Here is a 16,441-nt window from a genome sequence, read left to right as displayed (position 1 = left end):
AAGAAGCCAATTAAGGCCCAATTGAAACGCTATTAGTGCTTTATTAAAATATGACAAGTAAAATATTACAACAAAACATTCTTCTTTGCATCATTAAACATATGCTCACTCTCCTCCTAACATCTGTCTATTTTCCATCCCGACAGTAAGAACAAAAATTATATTCCACCTATAAGCAGTAGACTTAACATTGTAAATAGCAGTCTAAAGTTTATCCAAAGGTGTTCGAAGATTATCTTTCATTCCCTTGAACTGACTGGGAGTCATGCCAGTTACAGACTTAAACTGGCTGGAAAGATAAGCCACAGAAGAGTAATTCATACGAAGCGCTATCTGCGTCAAAGTCAACTCATCATAACGAATGAACTCTTTCACTCGCTCTATACGCAACTCAATATAATATCTTTCGATAGTCTTTCCTTCGACCTCAGAGAAGAGTTTTGAAAGCGCACTATAGTCTTGACGAAGTTCAGATGACAGATAATCACTAAGATTAGTTGAACTTTGATTATCATGGTAATGTACAAGTCTGATTAAAGCAGACTTGATGTGATCGATGGTTTGCTGACGACGATCGTCAAGAAGTTCGAAACCAAGCTCTTTAAGGGCTGTCCGAAGGGTAGAAAGTTGGACAGAAGAAGGGTCTTCCTCAATACTAACCTCACCTAATTCAACTTTTTGGGGGTGTAGTCCGACCTGCTGCAAAGTTTGGCTAACAGCCATTTTACAGCGATCACAAACCATATTCTTAATATAAAGTGTACTCATACTGTTGTTTTCTTTGCTGCTGCTTCACGTGTAAACTCACGGAAGGTATAAATAACAATAGGTACTGTAAGCGTGAAAGAGAGTACGTCACTGACGGCTTGGCACATCTCAACACCTAACAGCCCAAAATAAGATGGAAGAATAAATATCAGCGGAATAAAGAACAAACCTTGTCGGGCTGCTGCCAAAAAGTTCGCACGCCACGGCTTACGGCAGGTCTGAGCAAGCATATTGCTTGCCAAAATAAGAGCATTAACAGGAAAAACACAAAGCTGCCATCGCAAGGCTACAACACCAATAGCAATCACCTCGGGGTCATCACGGAAGACACCTATCAACGTTCCGCTTATCATCCAGCCAATAATAGCTAACACGATAAGAAAAATCGTACCAATAGTTACAGTAAACTTATAGGCTTCCTTCAACCTGTCATATAAGCCTGCACCATAGCAGAAGCCACAGACTGGCTGAAATCCTTGTCCCAATCCGATGACAACAGCAAAGGAAAGCATGGCAATACGCCCAACAATACTCATCGCTGCAATAGCCGAATCGCCATAAACACCTGCTGCTAAGTTTAAGGACATTGTGGCAATACAAGCCAATCCCTGCCTCATCATGGAAGGACTGCCACCATAGAATATCTCCTTATAACGCTGTAATGAGGGTGAGAAATTACGAAAATGAATGGCTATATTCTCTCCTCTGCGCGTCATTAAGAAAAGAATAACGAAGGACACAGCCTGTCCTATCACTGTTGCCCACGCAGCACCGCTAACACCCAAACCGCAAGTAAAGATGAGGATTGGGTCAAGAATTACGTTTAACATAGCTCCCGTAACGATTCCAAACATAGCAAACTTGGCGTTTCCCTGCAATCGCATCTGGTTGTTCAAGGTAAGTGATGAGGTCAAGAAAGGTGCGCCAAGTAGGATGACTTGCATATAGTCTTCTGTGTAAGGAAGGATGGTAGCTGTACTACCAAGCATCAAGGAAAGTGGAGTGAGGAATATCTCGCCAAGAATAAGGATAACTAATCCGAAAAAGAACGAGCTAAAAAAACCTGTTGAAGCCATTTTCACAGCGTTCTCATGGCGACGTGCGCCCAACTCACGAGAGATATAATTGCCCGAACCATGCCCAAAGAAAAAGCCCATTGCTTGCACAAAAAACATTAGAGAGAACACTATTCCCACTGCTGCAGTTGCTTGTGTATCAATCTTACCAACAAAGAACGTGTCGGCAATATTATATAATCCCGTCACAAGCATTGAGATAATAGTCGGTATAGCCATCGTGACAATGACTCGATGAACTGGTGCTTGCGTTAGGAAGGTATAATTATCTGTATGTCCATGCATAAACTTTTGCCATTTAAAAGACTCATGCAAAGGTACTAAATAATTCAGAATTCAAAATCTAAAATCCATAATTATGATTACTTCTTTAATTCATAATTTATAATTCACAAATCATAATTATGATTACTGGCAAGGAAAGATTCATGGATTAAGAAATACATCTGTCTGGCAAACAATTACAATATTAGACAAACATTAACGTCATACTATATTTGTAATGATAACCGTAACATCCCTACCCTCCCACCCTCAGCCGACGTGTTAGTACTCCGCACATATCGTGCTGGTGGTAAACACCAATAGTGCTAAGCACTAATTACCGCGCAATCTCTTACTAACCTAATTACTTAATACTGCATACATAAAAGCAACATTTAGTCTTTTGCACTTTTATCCTATAGAAACAATAAGGACAGATATCCTCTATTGTCCGACTATTCTATAATAATAGCGAACAACAAGAATATCTGTCCCTACATTAAGAGCGTTAAAGCCACTCTCAATATAAATGCGAATTAATGACGTTCGAGTAGGATTTGAACAACACGTTCAGCTGAACGGCCATCCCAACGCTCAGGTACACCACACTTCTTCCATGTTCCTGCAACCATATCGCTCAATGAAGAACGGAGCAGTTCTGGGTCTTCACCAACCAAAACGTTTGAACCTACCTTTGCAGTTTCAATGTGTTCAGTATAGCTATTAAGCGTAATACATGGTACACCATTGAATGTTGCCTCCTCTGCAACATTACCTGAGTCAGTAATGATACCCTTAGCATGAGCTGTAAGATAAGCAAATTCAAGATAACCCAATGGTTTTACGATATGGAGGTTATGGAGTTTGATGTTCTTCTTCAAGCTAAGTGCCATGATAACCTGCACTGCTGAGTCGCGTAGAGGAGCAATGATAGGGGTATCACCTGCTGTCTCACTCAACACGTGTAACATTCGTTCAAGATTGTCTTGATCAGCCAACAACGCCTTACGGTTCAATGTAAAGACAAGATAGTTACCCTCTTTCAAAGGTAAACCTGCCAACTCGTCAATATCCGAAAGCCTCATACCCTCAATACGCTCACGGTCATAGCGGATATTATCAATGAGAATATTACCCACCATATAAACCTTTGACAACTCTGCTCCTTCCTTGTTAGCAATGCTATTGTTGCTAAATCCGGCTGTAAAAAGTATATCAGAAAGACCGTCAATTACCAAGCGATTGATTTCCTTAGGCATCGTTATATCAAATGAACGAGTACCAGCTGCAATATGCGCAAGGGTGATTGCCTGCTTCTTTGTCACAATAGCAGCCGCCATTGTAGAAGCAAGATCGTCCACAACGATAACCACATCAGATGGATTCTCTTGTAGATACTTCTCAAACTTAGACATCACCTGACCTGTAAGTTCATTCAAGTTCTCACATTCAACACCAAGATAAACATCTGGCCTGCGAATAGAGAGATTATCAAAGAGCTGATCTTCGAGTGTAGGATCATTCTCACTACCTGCATAAACCAATGAATAAGAAACCTTATGAGAACTATTCTCCTCAGAAAGTCTATTGATTACCCTGATGATTGGTGCTACCTTTATAAAGTTAGGACGTGCACCACAAAAGATACAAAGTTTTTTCATTTCTTCAAAGACCCACTCCGTAAGTTCCTTTATAGCAAGAGAAGCTTACGGAGTAGTCATCTATTTTAGTGTTTATATTTAATTATTCGCAGCAAAAGCGATGCTTAAAAGAAGCCTTACTTAAACATATCCTTAATTCCACCGATAGAACCCATGAGATTACTTGCCTCAAATGGGAGATAAACAGTCTTCTGATTGTTATTCTGTGCGAGTTCTGTAAGCATCTGAATGTACTTCTGTGCAATAAGATAGTTTGCTGGATTCGTACTCTGACCAACAGCATCTGTAATCTTCTGAATGGCAATAGCCTCAGCCTCAGCCTTACGAATGCGAGCTTGTGCCTCACCTTCTGCAATGAGAATCTGTTGCTGCTTGTTAGCTTCAGCACGGTTAATGGCTGCCTGCTTCTCACCTTCAGACTGGAGGATAGCCGACTGCTTTTGTCCTTCACTGGTAAGAATTGTTGCACGCTTATTACGTTCTGCTTGCATCTGCTTCTCCATTGCTTCAGAAACACTTGCTGGAGGAGTAATATCCTGAAGCTCAACGCGATTAACCTTGATACCCCACTTATTTGTAGCATCATCAAGAACGGCACGCAATTTAGTATTAATCGTATCACGAGAAGTCAGTGTTTGGTCAAGTTCCATCTCACCAATGATATTACGAAGTGTAGTCTGTGTCAACTTCTCAATAGCATTTGGCAAGTTATTAATCTCATACACAGCCTTAAATGGATCGATGATTTGGAAATAAAGCAGTGCATTTATCTGCATCTGAATATTATCCTTTGTAATCACATTCTGGCGATCAAAGTCGTACACCTGCTCACGCAAGTCAATTGAGTTTGTATAGGTATAACGTCCAGCACGCAATGCCACAATATCCTTTGCATGATCAATGAAAGGAATAATGATGTTGATACCCGGTTGAAGGGTTGCGTAATACTTACCAAGACGTTCGATAATCTTTGTCTCACTCTGTGAGATAATCACGATTGACATCTTAGCAAAAACGAGTGCTAACACAACAAATGCAATCAGCACATAAGCTATTATATCCATAAGCATTAAAGTTTTTAATTCCTCACCCTAAGTATTTTGTTATCTTAATGGGGCAAGAAACCGAAGGTTATTATTTGTTATTTAATTATTTTCAGATTACTGTTTAACAACGTTCGACCGTTGCGATAATAGAGTCAAGTCGTAAAATACGCACAGCAGCACCCGAATCGATTTCCATTCCATCAACAGACTGTGCCTTCCATGAGTCACCGTCTACCTTTACTCTGCCGTATCCACCAGCCTCAATCGTATCTGTTACCTTTCCCTCACGACCAATCAACGCATCAGCATTGCTAAGTCTGTTATCTGCACCTTGATGAAGATATTTAAGTGCAATCGGTCGTACTAAGAATATACTCAATACCGAGAAAATGACAAAGACTATCACGTGAACAACTATGCTATCCGTAAATGCAGAAGCAAGTGAAGCACAGAAACTGCCTATTGCAAAACACATAATGTAGAAATCTCCGTTCATCATCTCTAAAATCAGACAAACAAGACCTACTAATAACCATGTTAACCACAGGTTTTGTATCAGATAATCCATCATAGCTTTAAAGGTTTAATTTCGTTTGTAAAGATAATAATAAAAGATGATTCCATCAAATCTTTCACAAAAAAAATAACACTTTAACAGCTACTCACCAACTATCAGAAAAGTATTTCTTTACAAGATGACAATATAATACAAATCATAACGCCTAATAAACATTTCGTATAAGTTAGCCGTTAGTGGCTTTTGATATTCAATATGATGACCATTATGCTCGCATCTTTGTATATCCAACCAACGTATTCGTGCTTAGCTCATGACGTGTTAATGCTTAGCACATGTCGTGTTAGTGCTTCGCACCAATGGTGCGGAGTACTCATCAGCTTATAATATACTATAAAAATGGGGTTAATCAGCCGTCAAAAGTAAGCTATTCAAGCAAAAAACAAAGACAGATATTTGGTCTGAAGAGTTTTATTTTTCCAAGCCTTATATGATTATGTTAATTTGAGAGGAGTTCCACATACAAAAGAATGTCATTTCGTTTTTTATCAAACAGTAATAATCATATAAAAATTACGGCTATTTGCTTTCGCTCTTGAAAAAGCAAATAGCCGTAAGAAGATATCATAAATGATAGTTAATCAACTTTATCAACGCCTATTTGAGCGTTTAGAAGACGAAGAACCGCCTATATGTAACGTCCCAGACGACTGTGAATATCCCGCAGAAGAGACACGATTAGAGCCACGACCACGATAATATTTCTCTGCTTCTGGCAGCCACTTCTTGATATTCTCAATACGACGAGCATCAGAAGGGTGGTCGCTCAGAATCTCAGAACGATTGCTATTCGTTGCTGCAGCCATTCGTTGCCAGAATGTTACGGCATTTGCAGGATCATACCCAGCCATCGCAGCAAAGATAAATCCCATGTAGTCAGCTTCACTTTCATTATCACGACTGTACTTCAAGTTACGGAAAGAGAAGTATCCTCCCGCTACCTGTGAAGCGATATCGCCTACTCCACTACCAACAGTAGAGTTCAAGACAGTACCCAATATATTGGTTCCCATCTGCTGATTCATCTGCTTTGTAATCTGCTCAGCACTGTGCTTAGCTACAGCATGCGCAATCTCATGACCTAAAACGATTGCCAAACTTGCCTCATTCTGTGTGTAAGGCAATAATCCTTCGTAAACAACAATCTTACCTCCAGGCATACAAAAGGCGTTAGCCTGCTTGTCTTGAACGAGATTAAACTCCCACTTGAAGTTATTAATCTCATTAGCATAACCATTATTACGTAAGTAAGTCTCCACCGCATTGGCAAGGTTGCGACCTACACGCTGAACCATAGCAGTATTCTTTGCATCAGTAGAACGTTTTGCTGATGCCATAAACTTTGTATATTCCTGATTACTGAGGCTAAGAAGCTGCGCATCAGAAATACTGATACGATGTGTACGACCCGTCAAAGGAACCTTTGAAGCCGTACCACAGGCTGTCATCAAAGCGACAACAGCTGCCATTAAGAAATACTTAATCTTCATTTTATTTACTGTTTTTTATAACTATCTACTTGCGAAAGTACAACATTTTTCGTGAGGTACAAATAAAATCATGACCTTTTTATAAAGGTTAACGGCTGAAAACAAAACATCAGAACCGTCGTTTTAAATGGATTTAAACCATCCTTTTTCGTTTTCCTATCTCCTTTGTTACAGGGAGAAAGTAGGTCACTATAAAACTGATAACACCCAACATTGCCACAAGAAGGAAGAATAGACGATAGCCTACATACTCCTGCAAGAAACCTGTAAACCATCCTGTCATCACCAACGAGAAGGCTGTTATTGCCGTACCTATTGAATAAGTAAATGTGGAGTGCTCCCCTTTTGTACAATGAGCGAGCCATACAACATAAAACGTTAATCCCAAACCTGCTCCAAACTGTTCGATAATCACACACAAATTGATAATTGATAAGGTGGAGACAAAGTAATAACTGAGATAAACAAAGACAAACTTTGGCAAGGTCAAGGCTATAACAAACAGCCACAACCAACGCTTCAAGCCGTCACGACGTACCAAATTAGCACCTAAGGCACTTCCTCCAATTAACGAGAACGTACCCACTGTTCCCAAGACTAATCCTAACTCCTGTGGTGAAAGAGCCAATCCTGCATTACTTCCTGGGTCTATCAAAAAGAGTGGTGCTATTCTAAAAAACATCCCTTCGGGTATGAGAAAGGCAAAAAGGAAACACAAGTTTGCCACATAATGAGGATGGCGGACAAAGGCAGCCTTGACATCATGCCACCATTGACGTGTCACCCCTGTCCATATAGGGAGGTTCGCATGAATATTATCTTTGGGAAGTATGATAGCATGAAGTAGCATCAAACAGGTCAATAAGACTGACAGAACTCTAAAAATAGTTGCCCATGAAGGGGCTACCGTCCTATAAATGACCTCTAAGTTTCCTGCTATTGTAACAGGGATAGCCATTCCCACGATGATAGAAAGCATATAAGAAATGGCACGCGTACCAATAAAAGCAGGACGATTATGCAAGACCGTTTCACGCTTATACAGTCTTTCGATAGCCACATCATGTAAGGCAGCCATCGTTGCGATTATCATTAAGAAGAAGACTGTCCACTCAAACCAATCAACAGATGATGCCATAAACGCCAATCCACCAAGACTCAGTGCCATAACAAACTCTGTCAGAATTACCCATGCATACTTACTCCAATAGCCAACGACCAATCTACCTAACAAAGGTCGGAGGATAAAGGGCAGTATTAACCACGATGTCGTCAGTGTGATAGAACCATTCGACAAGCCCATTCTGTTGAAATAGACTAATGAAGTCATCAACAAGATAACATACGGTAGTCCACGTGTCAAATAGAGCGTAGGAAGCCAGAGCCAATAGCTACGCCACTGGTCTACAATAGGAATTCCATTGATTATCTTCTGTTCCTCGTGCATCTTCGTATGCTTTATTTGTATTGTGCTTCAATAGCTGCTGTCTGATAATAATGATGGAGGATTTCGTCATATTGATAGCCTTTCTCGCCCATCACAGCAGCACCAATCTGACACAAACCAACACCATGTCCCCACCCTGCACCAACAAGACGGAAGTGCTGTGGGATGTCATTCACAATCTCACTACGTTCTACCACGAAAGCAGAACTGTAGAGATGACTCTCACTTAACGTGCGTCTTATCTCTAATTCCTTACCGATAATACGTGTGAGCTTCGTTCCTACAATCTTCAAACGCGTAATACGACCACTCTTACCGCGCTCTAAAGGTTGGAGGTCAATAATCTCTCCGAAATCAAGACCACTCTTACGACGGATTAGTTCAGCAAGTTCTGACTGCGTGAAGTCTACTGTCCAGCGATAAAAGTCTTGTGTTTCTTGGTCATAGTTATTAAGTACCTGACCCAAGACTGTCGCATCTTTTGTGTTACAGAACGCCTCTGGCGAAGAAAGAATCCACTCCCTCGCCACCGCCTCATCCGTGAGGTCAATTGTAGGAGCTGTTCCTAAAGGTGCATTATCCACTATCGAGAGTAAATAAGGCTTATGGTTATTGTCCCAACAGTACTCATACTCTTCTGAAACACCACCACAGCACTTACTGAAACGGGCATCACATATTCCCTTACCATTCATCAACAACTGACCACGTGTAGCCTTAATAGCCTCTTCAACATGCGGACTTGTTGCTTTTGTAATACCCTGATAGCGTTGACAATGGTCGTCTGCGCAGACATCAAACAGTGTGTGAGCATCACTATCATACCAAACCACACCTTCTTCATCCGACACTTTTACAGGTGCAGATGCTGTCTGAACACCCATTTCGATAGCTTTTCGTCTTCTCATCTGTACCAAAAGCCAACTGCGAGAGATTACAGCATGTGCCTTCAAAAGCTCTAATGAAGAGGTAGCACTCATCTCACTTGAGATAACACTTGCTAAATAACGTTCTACAGGTAGTTCATTAATAGCCCAGAGCTTATCTCCATCGACAACAAAACGTAGCTTTCCGAGGAAGGTTTGTGCCTCTTTGCGCTCCCAATGGAAGTCTACTCCGATAGTAACATCCTCTAAAGTAAAGGATATATCATCATTTTGCGGGGTGAAGCAAAGTTCTTGATAGACCGTAGAATTCCACAGAATCTGTCCATCTTTGGACTTTACAATCTGCTTACCAGTCACCTCTTTGTTTCCTATTGTATAAGTACCATTCAGCTGGAAACGTATTTCGTCGCCGCTAACGATACCTACTGAGACAATCGGTTCGTACTTCCAATCATCGAAAGCGAGGTCAACTGCCTTATTGCGAAGACGCTTCACGACTTCATTCATTGCCTCATCTGACAGTGAAACCTCTTGTAAAACGTCCTTAGCACGCTCTGCTGTCATCCCTTCGAAGTCGATCTGACGAGGCAATATCATCAACCCTGCCATATCCAAGCTACCTGGACTAACCAGACACTGTGCCTCTCCGTCAGCAGAATAACAATCAGGACGATGCTTTTCACGTGGGAATACAACTGAAATAAATGCCTCCCCACTGCGCCAAGCCACGATATTCATCATCGGCTCAGTTTCATCTTCCTTCATTGGAAGTGCCTCATATAAACGGCTGAAGAGCTCAACATCGTGCTTCTCTGTATGACTCACGATAGCTAAAACGGGACAGATATAGTCTTTTATCTCGTAGATTCCCTCCACATCATTCAGTTTTAAGAGCGGAACAGAGGTCGCATAAAGCCACTGCCAGTCACGTTGTAAAGGGAGAATACCACTTGTTCCTGCCTGAAAGTGGAGATGATCAGGTGCACTCGCCCCACACTTCGGTCCATTATAGAATACCATCAGCTGCGGATAAGCTCTTAGCAAGCGATGTATCTGTACGTAATTATCCGCTATTGCCTGCTGTTGATGATGACGAGAAGGTATCGTAAAATGTACTGGAAGGATTGGGAAAGGATTGACAAGGATATCGAAGTCGTTTCCAAAAGGCAGAACAATCTGTTCTTTTGGACGATTCTTCTCACAAAGGAAGCAAGGACGCTTAGCCAGTGTAGCCTTATCAATCTTCGCACCTGTACTCACCAAGCGTGCAGGATTGAATTGCGCAAGGGCTGAACCCACCTCACGCGTCTGCACACCCTTCAACTCTTCAAAACGTTTTGCAACGTCTTTCCATTGGTTCAGCTGGTTATGAAAAAAATCAGTTAGCCCTTTCTCTCTATCTTGATTCTGTTTCTGACGTGCTAAAATCTCAACTGTACGCAGCTGATCTTTATAATGATTGTTGGCATTAACCTTATCAATGCTCAGTACGGCATCACTGTTTCCACCCCAACGACGGCAGAGATAAAGTTCATCATAGATTCGTCCGATACGGAAACGACGACTGAAAGCCAAGCCCATAGCATAGTCTTCGCCATAACTTGTATTAGGGAATTGATGCTGACGAACCAAAGGAGTGAAGAAAGCACGTGGTGCACCGAGCCCATTAATACGTAGGGCGTTGTTGCAACCATTATCTTCCGTCCACTCATTATGGCTAATCAAACCTGGTGGAAGGGTGTTAAGATCAAAGTCACACATACGATAAGAGCCTACTATCATCGCTGCTTTCTGTTCGTGGAAAGCATCGACAATGGTCTGCAAAGTATTTTCTGAGGAATAAAGATCATCACTATCCAACTGAACAGCAAAGCGACCGCAATGCGCATCATTGATAGCATAGTTCCAACAGCCACCTATACCGAGGTCTGTGCGTGTAGGAATAAGATGCACAAGACGCTCATCAGCAGCCAAAGTAGAGAGAATCTCCGTCGTTCCGTCTGTCGAATGGTTGTCGACAACGATGACATTAAAAGGGAAGTCTGTCTTCTGTGAGAGTGCTGATACAACCGCATCGCGTACTGTCTTCTCACGATTAAAGACAGGAATCACCACCGACACCTCCACAGGGAAAGCCTCAGCAGAGAAGTCTGGCTGTGCATATTGCGTTGTATCTACCAAGGCATTGATAGCAGAGAGATGTGCTGTAGCCACCTGCTCCATCTCAATCTGTACCTCACGGTTGCGTGGATTCACATAATCAAACTGCTTCTCGCCACTTGCACGTAGGTCGTCTTCCTCCTCCGTATAGAGATATTCATTCAGATGGAAGAGTTCTCCCTTACGACTTAAGAATAGACGAAGGTCGTACCAACCAGCAAACTGATAGTCCTTTTCCACCTCTCTTGTTGCATACTCCTTCAGATACCCAGTCTTGAGAAGTACGACAGAACCAAAATCAAAGTCATCACGGATGCTGCCCAACTGATAGGCTGTAACAGGATGCCTCACCGTCTTGCCAACTTTCACAGAGTAATGGTCAGCATAAACCATTCCCGCACCAGTTTCCTCAGCTACTTGCAGCATACGCTCAAGCGCATGATAACCTAACGTGATAGGTCCTTGCTTCAAATAAAGCAGGGCATAATCGGCTGTTGCTGTAGTCGCTATAAGGCGCATAGTAGCAAGGGAAAGCAAACCACCTGTCTGCAGCTGATGGGTGTACAGAGGCAATGCCTCTGTAGGTAGGACATCTGCAGCTAACGTATATATATTCTTTACCACACCTAACTCGTACAACTGCGCAGCAAGTGACTCCATCATTGCAGTTGTGCTATACGGTAGAAAGCAATCTATCTGTTTCTTCTTTTCCATCTAAATGTGTTCTTTTATCTACTTGCAAAGATACTATAAAATCCCGTCTTACACACGAAGATTACAAAGAAAACAACCAACTGCGAATTATTTTCATGAAAAGAAAAATTTATTTACGTGAAGAAAAATATTTTTTTTCATGAAAAGAAATTCTTTTCTTCGTGAAAATAATTTGGAAGCAGTGGTGATACTGAACTTTTTCTGTAACTTTGTACGCAGAAAAAAGACATTAAAAGATAGTCAAAAGATGGAAAAAGAAAATCATATTGACCGTGCATTAGCGTTTATGGAGAATCTTGAAAAGCTTGGTGCACAGCTTCAAAAGGCTGATGAACAACAGAAACTAATGCTGCAACAGATGCTAATGAAGAGTCAGAACAACGAAACAGATACAGACGAATACCGTGAATTGGAGCAGAGAAGTAAAGACCTTCAAGCAATGATCAACAAGTGGCGCCCCATCTACGAGGAACGTCTAAAGATGGTGAAAGAGGCACAGAAGGCTGCGAAGAAGTAAGGCTAACTGTACGAAGAACAAGACTTGAACAAGCTCGTTTTCCCTCTAAAAGAGAAGTATTTGTCCCTTACTGCTACTCACTATCTCCTATTCAACATTGCAGAACTCCGCATATATAAACAAACTCCTTAACCATCAAGAACAAATGAAGAAAGACTTATACAAAGACATCAGACTGCTCTTATTAGCTATCATAGTTGTTAGTTTGTTTTTCTCATGTTCGTCTGTCCCTTCTGGAATAGCAGAAGAGATAACTTATCACGGAGAACAACTGCATCGTTATCTGACGATTATCAAAGACGTAACATCGAAAGCGGAGAGGAGTAAGGACACTATCACCTATTATTGTAACCAAAAAGGGCAGCTCATCATAGAGCGTGTGGGTACAGACAGCTTGGATGATTACACTTACTCCTATGCTGGTGATACCATTCACATTCATAAGACGCATATTAAAGACCAGTTAGACGAACTCCTTGATGGCTATTATATAGTTAAGAACGGACTTATCGTAGAAGCGAATAACACTCCCGGCTATTATACATACACCTACGACAATAAGCGAAGACTCGTTTGTCGTGACACACCTAACACACTCTGTGGGAGACAAACCAACATCCTCCAATGGAAGGGAGAGAAGATATTACCTGACAAATCATTAAATATCACATACAGAGATACTGGAGAGAAAACGAACTACCATAACCTCTATTACTTTTGGATGTTTGGTAGTGGTATAAGAATACCCATCCCCTTCATCACCTTGGGCTATATGGGTGTTATTCCGAAAGGAGATATTAGCAGCTATAGCTTTAGTTCAAAAGATAAAGACTTCAATTTCAAGTCGCAACTGACAACGGAGTATGATAAGGAAGGACGTCCCACCCGCATTGAAGAAGTGGTGACAACACTAAATAAAAATAACAAAGAGGAAAATAGTAAGTACGTTACAGAATACATCTGGTAAATATATACCAATATCAAAAAGTTTAAAACAGGATATGGAAAAGGAAAAGAAAAGTGAAGGAATGATGAGTGTTATCGCTGCCTTAGGTGCAAACATCTTGGTAGCGATATCAAAGTTTGTTGGTTTTGCTGTGTCTGGCTCAGCTGCAATGTTGAATGAGTCTATCCATAGTATCGTAGATTGTGGCAATGAAATACTACTGTTAGTAGGCAACCGACAGTCAACAGCGAAGATATCAGATAAACATCCATTCGGACAGGCACGTGCTAAGTATTTCTATAGCTTGGTTGTTGCAATGATGCTATTCTTCGCTGGTGGTGCATTAGGTATCATGGAAGCAGCAGAGAAGTTATTTCACCCAGAACACAGCTTGGAGAACACATGGCTCGTCATTGGTATTCTGGCCTTCGGACTCTTAGTAGAAACTGTCAGTCTAAGGGTTGCCTTCAAGGAGATTAAGGAACTGAATAAGGACAATCTTTCACTTTATCGTTTCCTACGAGAGAGCCGTCACAGCGAAATTCTCATCATCTTTGCAGAAGATAGTTGTGCTGTCGTTGGTCTACTGATAGCCTTAGGAGGTACACTTCTGACCCACCTCACAGGTAATCCATTCTATGATGCCCTATCGGGTGTACTGATTGGTGTACTCCTCTGTGCAGCAGCTCTTTTCCTCTCACGTGAATTCTACAGTCTACTTATTGGTGAGAGTGTCACACAGAAGGACCTGACACGTATCAAAGAGACATTCAACAGAACAGAAATCGACCGCCTCATCAACGTCAAGACCATTCATCTCGGTCCTACAGACATTCTTGTCACTGCAAAGATTGATATTAAAAGCGAATACGAAGCACAAGTTCCTCAGTTGGTTAATGACATTGAGAAGAATATGCGGGCAGCCTTCCCAGACTACAAAATTTATATCTATATTGAGACAGATAAATATAAGGAGGATTATTAAAAACCTCTCCCCCAACCCCTCTCCAAGAGAGAGGGGAGTGCTGGACACAAGAGAAAGTAATTCCTGTTACTATGCCTATTCGTCTTCTACAATCAATCTATCTCCCTTACAAAGCGATATTTGTAAACTATTTTCGTATAGTTCAAATCCAAGACATGCCCTTTTGGCTTCTAAAAGACGCCTAATTGACTTGCAATAGGTGCCCTTTTGAGGGCTAACTAACGCCCTTTTGAAGTCCAATTAGGCACCGCTCGCTACATTACTTTACAACTAACTGACTACCTGTAAGTTACAAACACACCTTTTTGACATCTTTTTACCGTTATCTATAGAGCTTTTGTTTGGAAACATGTAATGATTTTTCAAACTCCTACCTGCGTTTTTTAAGTAGAAAGGTGAAAAGGTTTTCTGTATCGGAGGATAATAATAGAATTATTGGTGTCCGATAAAACTTTTTTTGCGTTCATATCTTTTTAATTCAGAATAATAAAAAAAACGGGCTGATTGTTTTGCACATTCAGCCCTTCTTATTTCCTTTGTAGTTGTCAAAATAAAACAATGAAATAAGATGAACAAAAGTACACATTTTATCGGACAGCCACTATATGTTCAACTGTTAAACTATTTTAATCGTGATAAAATTCTCTCTCTGAGCCAAGCTCAGGGAGGTGAACACTATATAAAGAAGTTTGATGCATGGCATCATCTTGTCGTCATGCTTTATGCAGTAATGATGCGTTTAGACTCTCTGCGTGAGATAAAGGCCTCTCTCTTTGCTAATGTTAATCGCTTTAATCATCTTGGTTTAAAGCATTTTCCTTGTCGAAGTACCTTGTCAGATGCAAACAAACGCCGAGATTCCGAGATATTCGGTTCGATCTATATGAACTTATATGAGAAATATCGCCATGAACTTTACTCGGACAGCCGAAATTGTGGACAGCCCAAATGGCTGAAGAATCTAAAGATAATAGATTCTACGACAATCAGTCTGTTTTCTAACCTGGTCTTTAAAGGAGTAGGACGTAATCCCAAAACTGGTAAGAAGAAGGGTGGAATAAAAGTACATACAGAGATATTTGCCAATGAGAATGTTCCAAGCGATATCAAGTTCACATCTGCAGCTAGTCATGATCAATTTGCACTTATCCCAGAACGATACGCCAATGAGGAACTGATTGCTTTTGACAGAGCCTATATAAACTATGAAAAGTTCTCTGAACTGACTCAAAGAGGCGTTATATATGTAACTAAGATGAAAAATAATCTTAGCTTTGAAAGGATTGCTGATACGGATTACCAGATGACTACAGATTATGGAGTTGTACGCGTAGAAACCATTCTCTTCCATAAGCATACAAAGGAAAAAGATATTTACCATAAAGCAAGAAAAATCACATATCAGGATAAGACCAAGAAAGGGAAAATCAGATTCATATCACTGCTGACCAATGATTTTCAGATGTCGGTAGAAGATATTATAGCTATCTATAAGAGACGATGGCAAATAGAAACCTTATTTAAACAAATAAAACAGAATTTCCCGCTAAGATACTTCTATGGAGAGAGTGCGAATGCTATAAAAATACAAATATGGATTACGCTTATAGCCAATCTGCTTATAACCCTAGTGAAGAACAAAATAAAGAGACCTTGGAGCTTCTCAGGCTTGGCAACAATGATAAGAATTTTACTTATGAGTTATGTCGCAATACAAAGTTTCTTTGAGCAGCCACATAGAGACTGGGATAGATTGATTACCCAAGTAAAAGCCCCACCAGAAGAGTTGTCATTATTCTAGGGGGCTTGGAATTTGAAATTAGAACTAATCATGCCTATTTCAGCAGGATTGAGAGAGGATATTGCAGTATATGGAGGTTTTATCGGACAGCAATATAATAGA

12 protein-coding genes are annotated in these 16,441 nt (G+C 40.8%); 4 read left to right on the top strand and 8 right to left on the bottom strand.

Features of this window, described 5'->3' with window-relative positions; genetic code table 11:
- Positions 1 to 204: 204 nt before the first annotated feature.
- From FIU21_RS06860 to FIU21_RS06825, 8 genes are all read right to left on the bottom strand, one after another.
- Positions 205 to 768, bottom strand: a complete 564-nt coding sequence (locus FIU21_RS06860; protein ID WP_004360532.1) for an AraC family transcriptional regulator — start codon at positions 766 to 768, stop codon at positions 205 to 207.
- A complete protein-coding gene (locus FIU21_RS06855) occupies positions 765 to 2,129 on the bottom strand; it encodes an MATE family efflux transporter (RefSeq protein WP_004360531.1) in 1,365 nt (454 codons plus the stop codon). Before FIU21_RS06855 ends, FIU21_RS06860 begins: the two co-directional genes overlap by 4 nt.
- 515 nt (positions 2,130 to 2,644) lie before the next feature.
- A complete protein-coding gene (locus tag FIU21_RS06850; RefSeq protein WP_004360530.1) occupies positions 2,645 to 3,769 on the bottom strand; it encodes a UDP-N-acetyl glucosamine 2-epimerase in 1,125 nt (374 codons plus the stop codon).
- 116 nt (positions 3,770 to 3,885) lie between these two features.
- On the bottom strand, positions 3,886 to 4,833 hold the full coding sequence (locus FIU21_RS06845; RefSeq protein ID WP_013263822.1) for an SPFH domain-containing protein: 948 nt from the start codon (positions 4,831 to 4,833) through the stop codon (positions 3,886 to 3,888).
- A 103-nt stretch (positions 4,834 to 4,936) separates the two neighbouring features.
- Positions 4,937 to 5,386: an NfeD family protein gene (locus tag FIU21_RS06840; RefSeq protein WP_004360528.1), complete on the bottom strand. Its 450-nt coding sequence runs from the start codon at positions 5,384 to 5,386 to the stop codon at positions 4,937 to 4,939.
- A 596-nt stretch (positions 5,387 to 5,982) separates the two neighbouring features.
- Entirely contained in the window at positions 5,983 to 6,882 is a 900-nt protein-coding gene (locus FIU21_RS06835; RefSeq protein ID WP_036886418.1) for a M48 family metallopeptidase, read from the bottom strand.
- Positions 6,883 to 7,015: 133 nt separating this feature from the next.
- Positions 7,016 to 8,329: an MFS transporter gene (locus FIU21_RS06830; RefSeq protein WP_004360526.1), complete on the bottom strand. Its 1,314-nt coding sequence runs from the start codon at positions 8,327 to 8,329 to the stop codon at positions 7,016 to 7,018.
- 11 nt (positions 8,330 to 8,340) lie between these two features.
- A complete protein-coding gene (locus FIU21_RS06825; RefSeq protein ID WP_172891337.1) occupies positions 8,341 to 12,090 on the bottom strand; it encodes a DUF4922 domain-containing protein in 3,750 nt (1,249 codons plus the stop codon).
- A 247-nt stretch (positions 12,091 to 12,337) separates the two neighbouring features.
- On the opposite strand from FIU21_RS06825, the gene FIU21_RS06820 reads away from it, so the two are divergent.
- From FIU21_RS06820 to FIU21_RS06805, 4 genes are all read left to right on the top strand, one after another.
- On the top strand, positions 12,338 to 12,607 hold the full coding sequence (locus FIU21_RS06820; protein ID WP_036886439.1) for a hypothetical protein: 270 nt from the start codon (positions 12,338 to 12,340) through the stop codon (positions 12,605 to 12,607).
- Positions 12,608 to 12,752: 145 nt separating this feature from the next.
- Complete coding sequence (locus FIU21_RS06815) at positions 12,753 to 13,574, top strand: hypothetical protein (RefSeq protein ID WP_004360523.1); 822 nt, start codon at positions 12,753 to 12,755, stop codon at positions 13,572 to 13,574.
- A 34-nt stretch (positions 13,575 to 13,608) separates the two neighbouring features.
- Positions 13,609 to 14,538, top strand: a complete 930-nt coding sequence (locus tag FIU21_RS06810) for a cation diffusion facilitator family transporter (RefSeq protein WP_004360522.1) — start codon at positions 13,609 to 13,611, stop codon at positions 14,536 to 14,538.
- A gap of 568 nt (positions 14,539 to 15,106) precedes the next feature.
- Positions 15,107 to 16,339: an IS4 family transposase gene (locus tag FIU21_RS06805; RefSeq protein ID WP_172891336.1), complete on the top strand. Its 1,233-nt coding sequence runs from the start codon at positions 15,107 to 15,109 to the stop codon at positions 16,337 to 16,339.
- Positions 16,340 to 16,441 lie beyond the last annotated feature (102 nt).

Source organism: Prevotella melaninogenica (genome assembly GCF_013267595.1).
Taxonomy (GTDB): domain Bacteria; phylum Bacteroidota; class Bacteroidia; order Bacteroidales; family Bacteroidaceae; genus Prevotella; species Prevotella melaninogenica_D.
This window is presented reverse-complemented; position numbering and strand designations above follow the sequence as displayed.

Coding starts and splice junctions, on each gene's coding strand:
- FIU21_RS06860 (WP_004360532.1), bottom strand. CDS start 768: ATGAGTACACTTTATATTAAGAATATGGTTTGTGATCGCTGTAAAATG.
- FIU21_RS06810 (WP_004360522.1), top strand. CDS start 13,609: ATGGAAAAGGAAAAGAAAAGTGAAGGAATGATGAGTGTTATCGCTGCC.
- FIU21_RS06835 (WP_036886418.1), bottom strand. CDS start 6,882: ATGAAGATTAAGTATTTCTTAATGGCAGCTGTTGTCGCTTTGATGACA.
- FIU21_RS06830 (WP_004360526.1), bottom strand. CDS start 8,329: ATGCACGAGGAACAGAAGATAATCAATGGAATTCCTATTGTAGACCAG.
- FIU21_RS06845 (WP_013263822.1), bottom strand. CDS start 4,833: ATGGATATAATAGCTTATGTGCTGATTGCATTTGTTGTGTTAGCACTC.
- FIU21_RS06805 (WP_172891336.1), top strand. CDS start 15,107: ATGAACAAAAGTACACATTTTATCGGACAGCCACTATATGTTCAACTG.
- FIU21_RS06815 (WP_004360523.1), top strand. CDS start 12,753: ATGAAGAAAGACTTATACAAAGACATCAGACTGCTCTTATTAGCTATC.
- FIU21_RS06850 (WP_004360530.1), bottom strand. CDS start 3,769: ATGAAAAAACTTTGTATCTTTTGTGGTGCACGTCCTAACTTTATAAAG.
- FIU21_RS06855 (WP_004360531.1), bottom strand. CDS start 2,129: ATGCATGGACATACAGATAATTATACCTTCCTAACGCAAGCACCAGTT.
- FIU21_RS06840 (WP_004360528.1), bottom strand. CDS start 5,386: ATGATGGATTATCTGATACAAAACCTGTGGTTAACATGGTTATTAGTA.
- FIU21_RS06820 (WP_036886439.1), top strand. CDS start 12,338: ATGGAAAAAGAAAATCATATTGACCGTGCATTAGCGTTTATGGAGAAT.
- FIU21_RS06825 (WP_172891337.1), bottom strand. CDS start 12,090: ATGGAAAAGAAGAAACAGATAGATTGCTTTCTACCGTATAGCACAACT.